This is a genomic window from Roseinatronobacter alkalisoli, from assembly GCF_028745735.1.
GTDB lineage: Bacteria > Pseudomonadota > Alphaproteobacteria > Rhodobacterales > Rhodobacteraceae > Roseinatronobacter > Roseinatronobacter alkalisoli.
The window spans coordinates 422220-437305 of the sequence record NZ_JAQZSM010000001.1 but is presented as its reverse complement, the minus strand read 5'-3'; the positions used below and the strand labels follow the sequence as shown (position 1 = coordinate 437305).

At 58.8% G+C, this 15086-nt stretch carries 15 protein-coding genes; 3 read left to right on the top strand and 12 right to left on the bottom strand.

Annotated features, from left to right (window positions below; translation table 11 throughout):
- Positions 1-9: 9 nt before the first annotated feature.
- The 3 genes from PUT78_RS02185 to PUT78_RS02175 all read right to left on the bottom strand — a co-directional run bounded on the left by PUT78_RS02185 (position 10) and on the right by PUT78_RS02175 (position 3644).
- Positions 10-1161 (bottom strand): carbohydrate ABC transporter permease, encoded by a 1152-nt coding sequence (locus PUT78_RS02185; RefSeq protein WP_274350413.1) that lies wholly within the window; start codon positions 1159-1161, stop codon positions 10-12.
- Between the two features lie 19 nt (positions 1162-1180).
- On the bottom strand, positions 1181-2158 hold the full coding sequence (locus PUT78_RS02180; protein ID WP_274350412.1) for a carbohydrate ABC transporter permease: 978 nt from the start codon (positions 2156-2158) through the stop codon (positions 1181-1183).
- A 133-nt stretch (positions 2159-2291) separates the two neighbouring features.
- Positions 2292-3644 (bottom strand): ABC transporter substrate-binding protein, encoded by a 1353-nt coding sequence (locus PUT78_RS02175; RefSeq protein WP_274350411.1) that lies wholly within the window; start codon positions 3642-3644, stop codon positions 2292-2294.
- Positions 3645-3914: 270 nt separating this feature from the next.
- Here PUT78_RS02175 and PUT78_RS02170 point away from each other — a divergent pair, with 270 nt between their 5' ends.
- Positions 3915-4973 carry a LacI family DNA-binding transcriptional regulator gene (locus PUT78_RS02170; RefSeq protein WP_274350410.1) on the top strand — a complete coding sequence of 353 codons (1059 nt, stop codon included), beginning with the start codon at positions 3915-3917 and terminating at the stop codon, positions 4971-4973.
- Between the two features lie 200 nt (positions 4974-5173).
- On the top strand, positions 5174-6142 hold the full coding sequence (locus PUT78_RS02165; RefSeq protein WP_274350409.1) for a glucokinase: 969 nt from the start codon (positions 5174-5176) through the stop codon (positions 6140-6142).
- Here PUT78_RS02165 and PUT78_RS02160 read toward each other — a convergent pair.
- Positions 6139-6744 carry a Pr6Pr family membrane protein gene (locus PUT78_RS02160; protein WP_274350407.1) on the bottom strand — a complete coding sequence of 202 codons (606 nt, stop codon included), beginning with the start codon at positions 6742-6744 and terminating at the stop codon, positions 6139-6141. The two genes, PUT78_RS02165 and PUT78_RS02160, sit on opposite strands and share 4 nt — an antisense overlap.
- Positions 6745-6850: 106 nt before the next feature.
- Between PUT78_RS02160 and recO the strand changes: the two genes are divergently transcribed.
- Positions 6851-7564 (top strand): DNA repair protein RecO, encoded by a 714-nt coding sequence (gene recO / locus PUT78_RS02155; RefSeq protein WP_274350478.1) that lies wholly within the window; start codon positions 6851-6853, stop codon positions 7562-7564.
- 240 nt (positions 7565-7804) lie between these two features.
- Here recO and PUT78_RS02150 read toward each other — a convergent pair whose 3' ends face one another.
- The 8 genes from PUT78_RS02150 to folK all read right to left on the bottom strand — a co-directional run bounded on the left by PUT78_RS02150 (position 7805) and on the right by folK (position 15076).
- Positions 7805-9511 (bottom strand): SulP family inorganic anion transporter, encoded by a 1707-nt coding sequence (locus PUT78_RS02150; protein WP_274350406.1) that lies wholly within the window; start codon positions 9509-9511, stop codon positions 7805-7807.
- Between the two features lie 78 nt (positions 9512-9589).
- Entirely contained in the window at positions 9590-9841 is a 252-nt protein-coding gene (locus tag PUT78_RS02145) for a helix-turn-helix domain-containing protein (RefSeq protein WP_274350404.1), read from the bottom strand.
- Between the two features lie 71 nt (positions 9842-9912).
- Positions 9913-10314: a holo-ACP synthase gene (acpS, locus tag PUT78_RS02140; protein ID WP_274350403.1), complete on the bottom strand. Its 402-nt coding sequence runs from the start codon at positions 10312-10314 to the stop codon at positions 9913-9915.
- 7 nt (positions 10315-10321) lie between these two features.
- Positions 10322-11077 carry a pyridoxine 5'-phosphate synthase gene (locus PUT78_RS02135; RefSeq protein WP_274350402.1) on the bottom strand — a complete coding sequence of 252 codons (756 nt, stop codon included), beginning with the start codon at positions 11075-11077 and terminating at the stop codon, positions 10322-10324.
- Between the two features lie 87 nt (positions 11078-11164).
- Positions 11165-11749 carry a DUF2062 domain-containing protein gene (locus PUT78_RS02130; protein WP_274350401.1) on the bottom strand — a complete coding sequence of 195 codons (585 nt, stop codon included), beginning with the start codon at positions 11747-11749 and terminating at the stop codon, positions 11165-11167.
- Between the two features lie 85 nt (positions 11750-11834).
- Complete coding sequence (locus PUT78_RS02125) at positions 11835-13952, bottom strand: RelA/SpoT family protein (protein ID WP_274350400.1); 2118 nt, start codon at positions 13950-13952, stop codon at positions 11835-11837.
- 74 nt (positions 13953-14026) lie between these two features.
- The gene (rpoZ, locus tag PUT78_RS02120) at positions 14027-14386 is read right to left on the bottom strand and encodes a DNA-directed RNA polymerase subunit omega (protein WP_274350399.1); all 360 of its coding nucleotides are present in this window, start codon (positions 14384-14386) and stop codon (positions 14027-14029) included.
- Between the two features lie 99 nt (positions 14387-14485).
- A complete protein-coding gene (gene folK, locus PUT78_RS02115) occupies positions 14486-15076 on the bottom strand; it encodes a 2-amino-4-hydroxy-6-hydroxymethyldihydropteridine diphosphokinase (RefSeq protein WP_274350398.1) in 591 nt (196 codons plus the stop codon).
- Positions 15077-15086 lie beyond the last annotated feature (10 nt).

Below are 15086 nucleotides of genomic sequence, written 5' to 3'. Positions count from 1 at the left end.
TCTCTTTCCTTATTTGACAGAGCCGGCCAGCAGGCCACGCACCAGATAGCGTTGCATTGTGAAGAAGACGAGCAGCGGCACCGCGATGGACACAAACGCCGCCGTCGCCAGAATGCCCCAGTCCCCGCCACGAGAGCCAAGCAGGTCATCGGCAATCTTGACTGTCATGACCTGCGATTCCGCGCCCGATGGCAAGAAAACCTTGGCCACAAGCAGGTCATTCCATGTCCACAGGAACTGAAAGATGGCAAAAGACGCAAGTGCCGGAAAACTGAGCGGCAGGATGATCCGCACGAAAATCTGGAAATCCGTCGCGCCATCGACCTTGGCGGATTCGATAATGTCGCGCGGCAAGCCGACCATGTAATTTCGCAACAAATACACCGCAAGCGGCAGCCCGAACCCGGTATGCGCCAGCCATATTCCAAAGAAACTCTGGCCGATACCGACATCCGTATGCAGTTTCAGCAGCGGCACCAAGGCCAGTTGTAATGGCACCACCAGCAGGCCCACGACCGCCGCAATCAGCAACCCCCTGCCCGGGAAATCCATCCAGGCCAGTGCATAGGCGGCAAAGGCCGCAATCAGGATAGGAATGATTGTCGCAGGAATGGTCACTGTCAGGGTATTGATGAAGGCGCGGTCCATGCCATCGGCAAACAGCACCGTGCGGTAATTTGCCAACGTGAATTTCGGCGGGGTGCGCGCTTCAAAATAAAGCGTCGGACCACGGGATATCTCTTCGGGGCTTTCGACCCGGTAGCGCCCGTCGCGTTCGACGGTAATCGTGCCGCCACCGCGGAGTTCCGACACCTCGCCCGCAGTGAATTCATCCGGCGCAACTGCGCGCGTGCCATAGGCCGCGACAACGCCTTCGCCGTCGGGGAAATTCTGGACCAGTGCAGGGTCATCAAAGACATTGCCTTCCAGAATAAAAACACCCCCTTCTTCGCGCATGCCATCGGCGGCAACGCGCGCCCGGAAATTCAGGTCAACCGCGAAGGGCGCCTGCCACCAGCCAGAGTTTGAAATCTGGTCACGGTCGCGGAAGGATGACACGAACAGCCCGATTGTCGGCAACAGCCATAGCAGCACCAGAATGACCACGGTGATATTGACTGCCAGTCTGCCGCCCTGATTTTGTCCTGCGATATTGTCCATCGTCTTTTCCTCCCCCGCCTCAGCGCATTTCTTTCCGGGCCTGCCGGATATTCCAGACCATGACCGGCAGCACGAGGATCATGATGACAAAGGCCACTGCCGTTGCCCGCCCGTCATCGCGGAACATGTAGGTCATCATGTAACTGGGCAGGATATGCGTGCCAAAATTGCCCCCTGTCATGGTGTAGACAATGTCGAACACTTTCAGCACCAGAATGGTGATCGTGGTCCAGACGACAACAATCGTGCCCATGATCTGCGGCACCTTGATAGAAAAGAACACCTGAAACGGGTTCGCTCCGTCAATAATGGCGGCCTCGATGGTTTCTTCAGGGATACCGCGCAGTGCCGCAGACAGGATCACCATGGCAAAGCCTGTCTGAATCCACACCAGAATGAACATCAGGAAAAAATTGTTCCAGAATGGTATCTGGACCGGATCAACCGGGGCCATCCCGAAAAAATCGCGCATTGAGTTGAGAATGCCAATATCCGGGTTTGCAGAATAGACAAATTTCCAGATCAGCGACGCGCCCACGAAGGAAATCGCCATCGGCATGAAGATCAGGGATTTGGCGATGTTGCCCCAGGACAGCCGGTCCGTCAGTTGCGCGACCAGCAGCCCCAGAAATGTGGCCAGCGCGGGCACAAACAGAACCCAAAGCAGATTGTTGAACACCGCTGTGCGGAATGTCCCTTCACGCATCAGATCGAAATAATTCCCCAATCCGATGAAGCCCATGCCGGAACGGTCAAAAAGCGACCGATAGAAAGACCCGATCACCGGATACACCAGATACAGGCTTAGCGCGAAGATGGCGGGAAACAAAAACAGCCATGGGCGCACTTTGTTGGCGCGGTTGATATTGCGCCCTATATGCGCCCCACGCGCCGGAAAGATGACCTTGTCCAGTATCAGGTTCGACGCATAGAAATACCCGACACACCCACCGACCCCGATGATAATGGTCACGATCCCTTGCAAGATTGGTGACATCTTCCCCCCCCCTTCGCTGTCGCGCGTCCTGTCAGTTCCGAAGTCCTGAACACGCCACGCCAGCCGCGTTTTCCGTTAGAAAGCCACTTGAAAAACGCAGGGCCGCAGAATACGCGGCCCCGCGGAAACGGTCCTAGCGCATTGCGTCCCAGCGCGACTGGATCGCGTCTGCTGCGGCCTGCGCATCGCCTTGGGTCGTGTAATCAACCATGCCAGTCCAGAACGCACCCGCCCCGATTTCACCCGGCATTACGTCGGATGCATCAAAGCGGAACGTGGTCGCATTCAGCAGGATTTCATTCATCGCCCGCAGCGAGTCGTCGCCGAAGGTGTCAAGATTCACACCGGTATGCGGGGTCAGGAACCCTGATTGTGCCATCCAGATTTCATGGGCGATGGGCGCTTTCAGGAACTCGATCAGACCGCGCGTGGCAGGGCTGTCATTGGTGATGGCAAATTGCGTACCCGCACCAAGAACCGGTTCGCCAAGGTCACGTTCACTTGACGCCGGGAAGTAGAAGAAGTCGAAATCAATACCAAATTCGGCCCCTTCAGGAAAGAAGGATGGAATAAAAGACGCTTGTTTGTGCATGTAGCAGGCAGGCGGGATCTGGAACAAGCCAGCCGGGCTGTCGCGGAAATCGGTCGTAGCCGATGCTTCCGCCCCGCCCTGCGCCCAACCATCCGTGCGCACGAATTCGCCAAACGCCTCGATCGCTTCGACCACACGGGGGTCATTGAATGCCACCTCATTGGTGATCCAGCCGTCATAGACTTCCGGCTCATGCAGGCGCAGCATCATATCCTCAACCCAGTCGGTCGCGGGCCAGCCTGTTGCCGCACCGGACCCAAGGCCGATACACCAGGGCGTGCCCCCATCCTCGACGATCTGCGCCGAAAGCGCCTTCAGGTCTTCAAGTGTTTCGGGAATATCATAGCCCATTTCGTCAAACTGTTCCGGGCTGTACCAGACCAGCGACTTCACATCGACCTTGTAGAAAAACCCGAACATTTCCTGTTCGCCATCGGCATTGGCAAAACTGCCCAGATCCACCCAGGATTGACCAGCGGCGTAGTTTTCGACCATCCAGTCGGCAGTTTCCTGACCCAGCGGCGACAGCGCCCCGATGGCCGCCATGTCCGATGCCAGTCCAGGCTGCGGGAAAACAGCGATATTGGGCGCGGAATTGGCCTGAACCGCGATCACGATGTCCTGCTCAAAGCTGTCAGAACCGGAATAATTGACAGTCGCACCCGTGGCTTCTTCAAAATAGGCAAGCACGTTGCGCAGCATACCCGCATCCGGTTGCAGCCATGGACCAGTCACGGAAATCGTTTCGCCACTGAAATCATGCGCGGACGAAAATTCCTCATAGCTGTCCCAGTTGAACCCGTCGGTGCCCGGCGCGATGATCAGGTCCTGCGCAAACGCACCACCTGCAAACAGGGCAAGCGTCGCAACGCCTGCGTAAAACTTGGCTTTCATTGTCATCCTCCCAAGGTTGACGATCCATTGCGCACAATTTTATGGCTTGTGCTGATCAGTATCCCAGCAAATTGGAATCATTTTCCAAAACGCTTTGGATTTTGCATCATTCGCTTATCACTATTGCCAAGTCAATCGATTATGTTGCAATTACCCTGTTTTCATTGATCAATGCTGCGCATGCAGCATTCCGAATTTGCAAATACTGCTTTCGCCGGTGCGTTTTTTGCGCATACTGCATCAAACTTTCCAACACGGTTTGACTAAACAATGGGCGTCACCCTGAAAGAACTCGCAGCCTCTCTGAACCTGTCGCCCACGACAGTATCACGGGCGCTGAACGGCTATCCTGAAGTCAATGCGAAAACCCGCAAACGGGTCCGGGATGCGGCAGAACGCGCGAATTACCACCCCAATACCCGCGCAAGAAGTCTGGCCACGGGGCGCACACATGCCATCGGCCATGTCATTGCACTGTCGGACAGCCATGAAATTGTGAACCCTGTCTTTGCCGATTTCATCGCGGGTGCCGGCGAAGCCTATTCCCGCGCGGGCTATGAGATGGTCCTGAGCATGGTCCCCGATTCGGACGAAGCCCAGGCCTATCGCGACATGATCGCGCGCGGCGCCGTCGATGGCATGATCGTCCATGGCCCGAAGCTGAATGACCCGCGCATTGCCCTGCTGACACAATTGGGGGTACCTTTTGTGGTGCATGGCCGCTCCAGCGGCGTGGATGCGCCCTATTCTTGGCTGGACATCAACAATAACCGGTCCTTCCGGCGGGCAACCGAATTCCTGCTGCAACTTGGCCATCGCAGAATCGCGCTGGTCAATGGCCTGGAGAACATGGATTTCGCCATGCGCCGCCGCAACGGCTATCTTCAGGCATTGCACGAAGCGGGCCTCACCCCTGACCCAGCGCTGATGCGTCAGGCCGAAATGACCGAAGTTTTCGGCCATAGCGCAGCAACCGAATTAATGCGCCTGCCCGATCCGCCCACGGCGTTCCTGTCGTCGTCCATGCTGGTGGCATATGGTTTGCGGCGCGCACTGGTCGATCAGGGGTGTCGCATGGGACGGGATGTGTCAGTGATTACCCATGATGATGATCTGTCCTATTTGCCCAATGGGCGCGATGTACCCCTGTTCACCGCGACACGATCTTCCGTGCGCGACGCTGGCCGCAAAGCTGCGGAAATGGTGCTGTCTTTGATTTCCGCGCCCGGTCAGGGTCCATTGACCTGCCTGATGGAAACAACATTGATTGTTGGCGAAAGCACAGGCCCCGCACCCGGAAGCCGCCCGCGTGACACCGCGCGCCAGTAGCCACGCGCGTGGCGCGCGCCCCGCACCTGATGCGCGGTGCCTTCTGGTGCATCACTGGGCGATCCTGTAAAGGAATTGGTCATGAAATATCGCACATGCTGCGCAGTTCCGGTTTTAAATGCTTGCAGCACCTGCAAGAAGCGTCTTATCACGCGCGGGAAACACGTTAGCGCAACCATGAACTGACAAGGGCTGGCCCCATGACCGCACAGCACAGCACAACTTCCGCTCCGCTTGTTCTGGTCGCGGATATTGGTGGCACGAATACACGCATGGCCTTTGCGCGCGGGCATGGTCTGGTCGCAAGCAGCACCAAACGTTTCCGGAATGCGGAATTCGCGGGCCTTGGGGACATTGTTGCGCGCTTCCTGTCGCAGCACGCGGAGAAGCCGGAAAAAGCCGCCTTTGCACTGGCTGGCTTGGTTCACGGCGATGATGCGGATATGACCAATCTGGGATGGAAAGCCAACGCACGGGACATCGCGCGCGATAATGGCATTGCAAAAGTGCATTTCCTGAATGACCTGCAGGCTCAGGGTCATGCTGTGGCGGGGTTACCCGAAAGCCATCTTCGCACCATCAGGCCGGGACAGCCCGAAGGGGCCACGCGTCTGGTGATCGGGCTGGGAACCGGTGTCAATGCCGCGCCGGTATTCCCCACAAGCACTGGTCAGACCATCGTTCCCGCGTCCGAATCCGGGCATATCCACCTGCCCTTGCACGGGCAGGATGACTATGATCTGGCCGACTGGCTGATTGCGCGGCGCGGGATCGCCTCGGTCGAGGATGTTCTGGCCGGGGCAGGACTGGAACGTTTATACAGTTTCCATGCCGAACAGGCCGGTTTGGCCGGTGGCAAGGATGCGGCAGCGATTCTTGCAGCAATGGAGACAGGCTGCACCTTGGCCCAAAGCACGGGCCGCCATTATGTGCGCCTTCTGGGACAGACGGCGGCCAGTCTGGCACTTGTCACCCTGCCCTATGCCGGGATTTACCTGATCGGCGGGGTAGCGCGCGCTTTTGCCCCATGGCTGGACCAATTCGGGTTCGAATCGGCCTTTACCGATATGGGGCGCATGTCGCCACTGGTGCAGCGTATTCCGGTTTCCCTGGTCGAAGATGACTATGCCGCACTTGCGGGCTGCGCCGCCTATATCGCGTCGCGCTAATCGCGCAGCGGCATCCGCTGGCCAATATAGTTCATCCCATAGGCCAGAATCACGAAGACCAGTGCAACCCCCGCAAGATTGGGCAGCACCCCATCCCAGCCCAGCCGCGCCACATTCAGAAAAGGATAGGGATACCAGCCCGTAAGCGCCCCGCGCAAAAGCGCATAGACGCCGTAACAGACAGGCCAGATGGCCCATAACAACGGGCGGGCGCCTGTGCGCGGTTCATGGCGTGTCACCTCCATCAGCCAGAACCACAGTACTGCGGCAGGTAAAACCGTGTGGAATGCCTGATCAATCCACCAGTGCAACCCTCGCGGGTTGAACAGATGCGACAGCAGGACGTGATAAACCAGCCCGACCATGATCATCGACAGGGTCAGCATGCTCATCCAGCCGAAAGACAGCCGCCGCCCCCTGATGGCGATGGCAAGGAATGTGCCCGCTGTCAGCGCGGTTGTCAGGATGGTAAAATACCCACCCGACCGCCACAGCGCTGCAAACACGCCCCCGCTGCCCATACGCAACAGCAAATGCGCAACCAGCGCGGTCAGGGCAAGCGTACCGATCATGCCCGCGACAACGCGGTATTTCGGATCCATTGGCAAAACCGGAAACTCCTGCAACTACTATGCCCGGGATGGGAATTCCTGGACGCGGTCATGCAATAACACTTGCCGAAATCCATCCTCCGGGGCAAGGCTTTGCATCATGGACTGGCGTGATCAAGGTATATTGCTCAGCGTTCGCAAACATGGCGAAGCGACCGCCCTGACAGAGGTGTTCACCGCCCTGCATGGTCGCCATGCAGGCGCTGTGCGCGGCGGCGCGTCACGCAGGATGGCCCCTGTTCTGCAACCAGGGGCGCAGCTGGATCTGCACTGGCGCGCGCGGCTTGAAGACCAGATGGGCAATTTCACCGTCGAATTGCTGCAGCCCCGTGCCGCGCATATTCTGGGGGATCGTCTGGCATTACTGGCGCTGGGGTCAATCTGCGCATTGTGCCGCTTCGCCCTGCCCGAGCGCGCGCCTTATCCGGGCCTGTACGCCGCGACAACTGAACTACTGGATACACTGGGTCAGCCGGGCTGGCTGCAGTCCTACGCACTTTGGGAACTGACATTGCTGGAAGAAACCGGCTTCGGGCTGGACCTGGACCGTTGCGCTGTGACGGGCGCGCAGCAGGGGCTGGCTTATGTCAGCCCGCGCACGGGCCGCGCAGTCACCATCGAAGGAGCGGGCGAATATTCGGCGCGGCTTCTGCCCCTGCCCGCAGCGCTGGTCAGTGGTGCGCCACTGGACACGACAGATCTGGCACAATCGCTGGCGCTCAGCGGGCATTTCCTGCAGCACTGGCTGGCGCATTCCATGGAAAAGCGCCTGCCCGAAGCGCGCGCGCGGTTGATTGCGGCATTGGTGTAATGGCCCCTGCCGGGGCATGATCATATCAGTTGGAAAAACCACCGCTGGTGGAAGATTGTGGGCTGAAGCGGGCGTTTGAGGCATTCACAAAGCCCGCGCCGTAGGTGGGCCGGGGACTGCCGATCTCACGTTATAGGGGTTCACTTTATGCAGGCAGCATACCCCGACATCAAAGGCTTGGCGTATTATCTTCGTATGTCGAAAAGCCCGAAGCCGGAAACCACGTTCCGGCGACATACTCTACTGCGCTGACATACCGTCAAGCCCGGACAGCACGGCGTCAACGCTTGGGGCATAGCGCACCAGCGGCTTGCGCAACCCATGCGTCAGGAACACGCGCCGCACGTCCCGGCTGGCCCCGGTCAGCCAAAGCGTTGCACCGCGTTTCTGCGCCTTATGCGCAAGTTCCTCGATCATGTTCGCGCCGGTTGAATCCAGAAACGGCACCGACGAAAAATCCACGATCAGGGATTTGTGATTGTCCTGTATCCGGTCCAGCACCGACCCGATACTTGCCGCCGCGCCGAAAAACAACGCCCCGGAAATCCGGTAGACCACCACATCGGGATTCGCCGCCAGGCCATCGCCATAGGCCGCACGCGGGCGTGCCATGTCGGCCTCGTCACGGGCAACAAACGGGGTCTGCGCATCTATGGCAGTGGCGCGGCCCATCCGGTGAATGAACAGGATTGACCCGATCGCGACCCCCACCACAATTGCTTCGGTAAGGTCACGGAAGATGGTCAGGAAAAAGGTCACGCCCAGCACGGTGGCTTCACCCCAGCCGGACCGCAGCAGGATGGAAATGGCGGTTTTCTCGATCATGTTCCATGCCACCACCGCCAGCACCCCGGCCAATGCCGCTAACGGAATATACCCCGCCAGCGGCGCAGCAAGCAGCATGAACAGCAGCAAAAACACTGCATGCAACATTCCCGCAACGGGGCCATAGGCACCCGCGCGCACATTCGTTGCGGTCCGCGCGATGGTGCCGGTCACGCAGAAACCACCAAAAAGCGATGTGCCGATATTGGCCGCGCCCTGCGCGACCAGTTCGCAATTCGACCGGTGTCGTCGCCCGGTCATGCCATCTGCGACAACCGCAGACAGCAATGATTCAATCGCCCCCAGAAGCGTAAAGGACAGTGCCGCCGGCAGCACAGCAACGACCTTGGCCCATGTCACCGCAGGCAGGCCTGGTGCTGGCAGTGTGGACGGAATGCCCCCGAACTGCGTCCCAATCGTCTGAACCGGCAGGTTCCACAACGCCGCCACCACCGACGCCAGACCGACCGCAATCAGCATACCCGGCCAGTTTGGCCGCCAGCGCCGTACCGCCACAATCAGTGCGATGGTCGCCAATGAGAGTACAAGTGCTGCGGGCGTCAGACTATCACGCGCCAGCCAGAGTGCCGGAAGCTTTTCCAGCAACCCGCCCGGTTCCCGCGTCAGTGTCAGACCGAATAATTCCTTGATCTGGCTGGCAAAGATGATGACAGCAATACCCGCCGTAAACCCGACCGTTACGGGAAACGGCACGAACTTGACAAAGGTTCCCAACCGCAGGAAGCCCGCTGCGGCCAGCATGAACCCCGACAGAAATGTTGCCAGAATCAACCCGTCCATTCCATGCAGCGCAACCGTTGTCGCCACCAACACGATGAACGCGCCCGCAGGGCCCCCGATCTGGAAGCGTGACCCGCCCAGCAAGGACACGATGAACCCGCCTACAATCGCTGTGTAAAGCCCCTGTGCAGGCGTTGCGCCTGACGCAATTGCGATCGCCATGGACAACGGCAAGGCGACAATAGCGACGGTCAACCCGGCAACTGCGTCCGCGCGAAGCTGCGTCACCCCATAGCCTTCGCGCAGCACCGTCAATAATTTCGGTGCGAATTGTTCAGCGAAGCTCGGGCGTGGGTGTTGGTCAAGTTTCGATCTGGTCATCCCGAGGCTGCACCTTGTGTACTGTTCTGCGCTGATGGAGAGGCCGCAGTCGCGGCATTTATTCCGCTGGGATGGCCTTCAGGATGGCGGTTTCAAACGCACACCACGCCCCCCGGTCTGGCTGACACTGCCTTCGCCGATCAGTTCGATACCGGCGTTCTCCAGCGCGGTGACAACGCGGATCAGGCTGTCGACGACACCGCGCACATCGCCATCGCTGGATTCCATACGCTGGATTGTCGGCACTGACAGGCCCGCCAGTTCGGCAAGGGTTTTCTGATCAATGCGAAGCAGGGCGCGCGCGGCGCGCATCTGGGCGGCGGTCATCATTGGGAATATTCTGAACCAAAGAAATGATAGTTTATCTATGCACTATCATATGTCAGATATCAATAGGCCGATCAACGTAGAATCCGCGCCTCGATCACAACAAATGCCTGCGCCCATGGAAAATCATCTGTCAGGCTGACATGAATCACGGCCTCATGTCCCGGCGGTGTCATGTCTGCAAGACGGGCGGCCGCCCATCCGGATACATGCATGACCGGCTGCCCCCCCTTCAGGTTTGTCACCCACATGTCCCGCCATGATATTCCCATGGCAAGACCAGTGCCCAGCGCCTTGGAACAGGCTTCTTTCGCAGCCCAGCGCTTGGCATAGGTCGCGACATCATCGCCCCGCCTGCGCGCTCGCGCCAGTTCTTCTTCGGTGAAGACGCGGTTGCGGAACCGGTCACCAAACCGCGCCAATGTGCCCGCGATCCGGTCGATATTCGCCAGATCGGTGCCCACCCCCAATATCATTTCCCGATCACATCCGCGCCTGGGTCATTTGCCTGCGCATTTCACGGATCGCAGCGTCCAGCCCGATGAACACGGCCTCGCCCACAAGGAAATGCCCGATATTCAGTTCCACCAATTCGGGAATTGCCGCGATCGGACCGACATTGCTGAAATTCAACCCATGCCCTGCGTGCACTTCCAGCCCCAGTTCATGGGCCAGCGCAGACGCGGTGAACAAGCGACGCAGCTCGGCATCACACGCTGCGTCATCCCCGTCTGCGCAATACTCGCAATAGGCGCCGACATGCAGTTCCACAACCTGCGCCCCAACGCGCGCCGCCGCTTCCACCTGGGCCTCATCCGGTGCGATGAACAGCGAAACCCTGCTGCCAGCGGCACGCAGGGGTGCGATGAAATCGTGCAACCGGTCCACATCTGCGGCCACGTCCAGCCCGCCTTCGGTGGTGCGTTCTTCGCGCCGTTCGGGGACAATGCACACGGCATGCGGCTTATGCGCCAGCGCGATGGCTTGCATTTCGGCCGTGGCGGCCATCTCCAGGTTGATGGGCAATGTCACCGCCGCCATCACAGCGGGCACATCCGCGTCCACAATATGGCGGCGATCTTCGCGCAGATGCAGGGTAATGCCGTCGGCGCCGGCCTGCTGCGCCAGTCTGGCCGCGCGGGCCGGGTCAGGGTCGCGTCCGCCACGTGCATTGCGCAAGGTGGCCACATGGTCAATATTCACCCCAAGGCGCAAAGGCCGGTCTGTTCGTCCATTCATGCTGATCCCCGCATTCACAATGCCTTACCTGTCATCGCGTCACACCATAGCGGGTGACGCGCCAAACTCAATGACTGCGCAGATTATTCACCGTGCCTGATCATTCTTCCGTGCCTGTTCAAACCGTTCCTGCACCTTCTTGATCCGGCGTTTGCGATAGGCGCGGATCAGGGGTAATGACAGAAAATAGGCTGGTACACCACAGATCACACCGATGATCGTTCCGCCCAGCATATAGGGCGCAAACACATCCCACCCGAAATGCGCCATATTCTGCCAACTGACCGGTTCTGACGTAAACATCGATACACTGTTGTGCCACAATTCCGCCCATACAGCCCCGAAGGCGCGGATCGCGTGCTTGCCCTGCAACGTGTTATCAATGCCCAGAATGAAGCTGCCTAATTCCAGCGCCGAAAGCGCGATGATCGGAAAGGTGAAAGGGTTGCCGAAGAATGTCGCCAGCAGGGATGCAAGTATATTGCCGCGCAACAGCCATGCCACGATCCCCGATACCACGAAATGCAATCCGAACAGTGGCGTGCAACTGACAGCAACGCCTGCCGCAATGCCGCGCGCGATTCGTTCAGGGCTGTCAGGCAATCGGCGCAACCGATGCATGACATAACTGGCGGACCGCCCCCATCCCCCGCCCGGAACGAAGAGATTCACCAGTCTCTGGCGAAAATTCCTTGGATTTCGTCGTTTGAACACCACGGGCGGCAGACCTTCATTCAACCTGACCCGGCCAGGCCAGTCATGGGCGCAGGGACGGATCGCGTGTCCGCAGAATACGCGCAACGGACGTTTCGGCTTCAAGCGCGGTCATCACTTCGTGCAAATGTGACACGCCGCGCATTTCCACCTCAACCATAAGACGGTAAAAATCCGGTTTGCGATCCATAAAGCGCAAATCCGAGATATTCGCCTTATGCTCGCCGATCAAGCTGCAGACGCGCCCCAATACGCCGGCATCATTCGAAATCGTCAGGTCCAAGGTCACACCATATACTGCGGGATGTGTACCGTCCTGCCAGCGCAGGTCAATCCAGCGGTCGGGCTGGTCCTCGAATTCTGCCAGGGCGTCGCAATCCATCGCATGGGCCACCACCCCTTTGCCACGGTAGGTAATCCCGACAATACGTTCCCCCGGCAACGGCTGACAGCAGGCGGCGCGGCGAAAGGACTGATCAGCATTCAGACCCAGGACAGGGCGCGAGGCATCGACCTGCGGGGTCTCGGACACGCCATCCGGATACAGCGCCGCCACAACCCGCCGTGCGCTGATTTCAGCCGCGCCAACGCGCGCGCGCAATTCCGCTGCATCAGAAATGCCCATGATCTTGGCAGCTGTCGCCAGCGCCTTATTACTCATGTCGCGGCCTGCATTCTCAAACGCGGCACGCAGCAATTCGCCGCCCAGACGCATGAAGCGCGCGCGGTCCTCATCGCGCAGTGACCGGCGGATGGCAGCTTTCGCGCGCCCTGTGGCAACGATGTCTATCCAGCTTGCCTGTGGCCGTTGCCCCTCGGCGGTAATGATTTCGACCGACTGACCATTGCGCAGGCGCGTCCATAGCGGCACGCGCAGCCCGTCCACCTTTGCGGACACACAGCTATTGCCGATGCGCGTATGGATCGCATAGGCGAAATCAAGCGGCGTCGCCCCGCGCGGCAACTGAATCACGTCCCCCTTGGGCGTGAAGCAAAACGCCTGATCAGAATACATTTCCAGTTTGACATGTTCCAGAAATGCGTCGTGATCCTCTTCGGAACCCAGGCCTTCGGTCAGGGTGGCGATCCATTTGGCGGGGTCAACCGCAAACGGGTTCACGCTGCGTTCACCGTCGCGATACGCCCAATGCGCAGCAACACCCGCTTCCGCCACTTCGTGCATTTCGCGGGTTCGTATCTGGATTTCAACGCGCTTGCCATCGCGTCCCGACACTGTGGTATGAATGGACCGGTAACCGTTCGATTTCGGCTGGCTGATATAATCCTTGAAACGCCCCGGCACAGCACGCCAGCGGCCATGCATCAGCCCCAGAACAGTATAGCATTCATCAACCGAATTGGTGATGATGCGAAACCCGTAAATGTCGGACAGCCGCGAAAAGGCAAGTTCCTTTTCCTGCATCTTGCGCCAGATGGAATACGGTTTCTTCGCGCGCCCGAACACAACAGCGTCGATTTCGGCACGTTCCAGTTCGGTGCGGATATCACCGCTGATCCGGTGCAGCACGTCCCCCGCCTCGCGCTGAAGCGTGATAAACCGGCGCAGGATGGAATTGCGCGCTTCCGGGTTCAGCACCCGGAACGCCAGATCCTCCAGTTCCTCGCGCATCCATTGCATGCCCATGCGCCCTGCCAAAGGCGCATAGATATCCATGGTTTCACGGGCTTTCTGGGCCTGCTTGGCGGGTTTCATGGACCTGATGGTGCGCATATTGTGCAAGCGGTCCGCCAGCTTCACCAGAATGACACGCAAATCGCGCGACATGGCAATCAGCAGTTTGCGGATATTCTCTGCTTGTTTCGCCTCGGATGACGAAATCTGCAGGTTTGTCAGCTTGGTAACACCGTCGACAAGTTCGGCAATTTCTTCGCCAAACATCTGCGCGACCTCGGAATAGGTCGATTTGGTGTCTTCGATCGTATCGTGCAAAAGCGCCGTGACAAGCGTGGAGTCATCCAGACGCATTTCTGTCAGCAACGCGGCAACGGCGACCGGATGCGTGAAATAAGGCTCTCCCGAATGCCGGAACTGGCCTTCATGCATCGCTTCGCCGTAAACCCAGGCGCGACGAATAAGGTCTTCATCCGTTTTCGGGTTATAGTTGCGCACCAAAGCGATCAGATCAGCAAGTGTGATCACGCGCGAATAACCTTCCCCGAAAATATTCCTGTCAGGTCACGGGCTGGCGGTGTTATGCCCGCCAGCGCGACACTTCAGCCTGCCTGCCCCTGCGCCTCCATCAGCGCGCGCAGCATCTGCTCTTCGCTCATGCTGTCTTCTTCGGGCTTGTCCTGTTCGGCGCGGCCCATCAACAACGCCATGTTGTCATCTTCGGGCAGGTCAACCTCGATCTGGGTTTGCAGGCTTTCGATCAGACGCTCGCGCAACTCATCGGCTGATTGCGTTTCATCCGCGATTTCGCGCAAGGAAACGACCGGGTTCTTATCATTGTCGCGGTCAACAGTGATGGGTGCACCAGCAGCGATTTCACGCGCACGATGTGCCGCCAAAGCGACCAGTTCGAAGCGGTTGGGAACCTTGTCAACGCAATCTTCTACCGTTACGCGGGCCATGGGCAGACTCCAATTTCAGAACAGATGTGGGCCAGAAGTTGCTGCATACTGCGCGAATCACCTTTGTGCAAGCGTCCGCAAGTCACAATTCCATGCGCATCAGTGTGAAATCGGGGTAATTTGCGCCAATTCCGCCGGATCAAGCGCGGCATGCATCGCCCGCACCGTTTGGCCACTAACCGGATGCACCCAATCCGGGGCAACATCCATCAGCGGCACCAGAACAAAGCCACGGTCCTGAATGCGGGGGTGCGGCAAGATCAGCTCTGGCGGGGCTTGTTTCATTTGCTGCCCGGGTTCCAGTTCCGCCCATTGCCGGTAGGTCGGCATATCAGGCAGAACCTGCCCCCCCATCGCCAGCAGATCAAGGTCCAGAACACGCGCCTGCCAGCGGGCAGACCGATGCCGCCCTGCTGCATCTTCAATACTATGCAAAGCATCCAGAACGGCACGCGGACCAAGATCACATTCACACACGATCACGGCATTCACGAAATCAGGCCCGGCACCTGCGGGAAAGCACGGCGTGCGAAAACACCGGCTTCTGGCTATAATTTTAAAGGATTTTTTTGACATTTCGTCAATCGCGCCGCGCAGTTGGGCAATCGGACTATCCGAATGCCCCGCCAGGTTTGACCCGAGTGCAACAAGGATCGGATTGAACTCGGACCGGTTTGCGATATCTAGCATGTATGAATCT

Excerpts from the sequence above, each read along its gene's own strand:
- PUT78_RS02165 (WP_274350409.1), top strand. The coding sequence starts at position 5,174 with ATGACCGCACAGCACAGCACAACTTCCGCTCCGCTTGTTCTGGTCGCG.
- PUT78_RS02145 (WP_274350404.1), bottom strand. The coding sequence starts at position 9,841 with ATGATGACCGCCGCCCAGATGCGCGCCGCGCGCGCCCTGCTTCGCATT.
- PUT78_RS02150 (WP_274350406.1), bottom strand. The coding sequence starts at position 9,511 with ATGACCAGATCGAAACTTGACCAACACCCACGCCCGAGCTTCGCTGAA.
- PUT78_RS02175 (WP_274350411.1), bottom strand. The coding sequence starts at position 3,644 with ATGAAAGCCAAGTTTTACGCAGGCGTTGCGACGCTTGCCCTGTTTGCA.
- PUT78_RS02185 (WP_274350413.1), bottom strand. The coding sequence starts at position 1,161 with ATGGACAATATCGCAGGACAAAATCAGGGCGGCAGACTGGCAGTCAAT.
- PUT78_RS02160 (WP_274350407.1), bottom strand. The coding sequence starts at position 6,744 with ATGGATCCGAAATACCGCGTTGTCGCGGGCATGATCGGTACGCTTGCC.
- PUT78_RS02180 (WP_274350412.1), bottom strand. The coding sequence starts at position 2,158 with ATGTCACCAATCTTGCAAGGGATCGTGACCATTATCATCGGGGTCGGT.
- acpS (WP_274350403.1), bottom strand. The coding sequence starts at position 10,314 with ATGATATTGGGGGTGGGCACCGATCTGGCGAATATCGACCGGATCGCG.
- PUT78_RS02170 (WP_274350410.1), top strand. The coding sequence starts at position 3,915 with ATGGGCGTCACCCTGAAAGAACTCGCAGCCTCTCTGAACCTGTCGCCC.
- folK (WP_274350398.1), bottom strand. The coding sequence starts at position 15,076 with ATGCTAGATATCGCAAACCGGTCCGAGTTCAATCCGATCCTTGTTGCA.
- rpoZ (WP_274350399.1), bottom strand. The coding sequence starts at position 14,386 with ATGGCCCGCGTAACGGTAGAAGATTGCGTTGACAAGGTTCCCAACCGC.
- PUT78_RS02135 (WP_274350402.1), bottom strand. The coding sequence starts at position 11,077 with ATGAATGGACGAACAGACCGGCCTTTGCGCCTTGGGGTGAATATTGAC.